Here is a 945-nt window from a genome sequence, read left to right as displayed (position 1 = left end):
GTACCTAGACTATAAAACTACATCGTTTCCATTTTGAGGAAATCAGTGAATAGCGTCCAGCTTTGGATATCCGCTCTTTCTTGATACTTTTCCGAACCAAATACAGTGAAGGCATGAGGCGCGCCGCCATAAGTCACCATTTCATGATCCACCTTCGCAGCCTCAAGCTCATCCGCTAGATTCGCGAAATCTGACATTGGAATAATCGAGTCTGCCGTACCATGCATCACAAGAACTGAGCCCTTTGTATTGCTGTAGCCTTGCCCTTCTGGGGTCGTCAAACCACCGTGAAAGCTAGCAAATCCTTTTAGTTCGGTACCTGATCTCGCCAGTTCTAACACGGCTGCGCCACCGAAACAGTAGCCCATCGCAACGGCATTACTCGTATCAGCACCAAGCTCTTTTGCTTTAGCTAAACCTGCTTGCATGATTGCGCGCATTTTCTCGCGATCTTTGTATAGCTCACCAGTATGCTGTTTTTTATCAGCCGCTTCCGTTGGACGCACGCCTTTACCAAATAAATCGACAGCAAATACTGAGTAGCCAAGTTCGTGCAGCATTTCGCTACGCTTAACTTCGTATTCAGTTAGGCCATCCCAGTCGTGAATCAAATAAACTAACGGTGCATCTTTATTATCGCCTACAACAAAGTAGCTTTCATACGCTGTGCCATTCAACTCAAAATCAACATTTTTACCGGCGTGCTTCATACCGTGCCCATCAGCCACAGCAACACTAGCACCTATTGAAACAGCTACCGCAGCAGCCCCGACCAACCCACGAGAAATATTCATAGTCACCCCTTTTATTTCGATTGCGTTTTATATCGTTTTCGATTCAAGTATCTGCGCTTCATTGTCAGCCACTTGCTTTAGACCAAATTTTGCTACGCAGTTAGATTCTACTTAGATGACTATTTTTCATGCAAATCACCTCATTTGAGGG

General features: G+C 45.3%; 1 protein-coding gene. It reads right to left on the bottom strand.

Annotation, left to right across the window (positions count from 1 at the left end):
* Positions 1 to 17: 17 nt before the first annotated feature.
* A complete protein-coding gene (locus A3738_RS05495; RefSeq protein WP_231876544.1) occupies positions 18 to 794 on the bottom strand; it encodes a dienelactone hydrolase family protein in 777 nt (258 codons plus the stop codon).
* Positions 795 to 945: the final 151 nt, after the last annotated feature.

It is taken from the genome of Oleiphilus sp. HI0066 (assembly GCF_001635725.1).
Note: the sequence above shows the minus strand (reverse complement) of the source record. Positions and strands in the feature narration are given on the sequence as shown.

Excerpts from the sequence above, each read along its gene's own strand:
- A3738_RS05495 (WP_231876544.1), bottom strand. The coding sequence starts at position 794 with ATGAATATTTCTCGTGGGTTGGTCGGGGCTGCTGCGGTAGCTGTTTCA.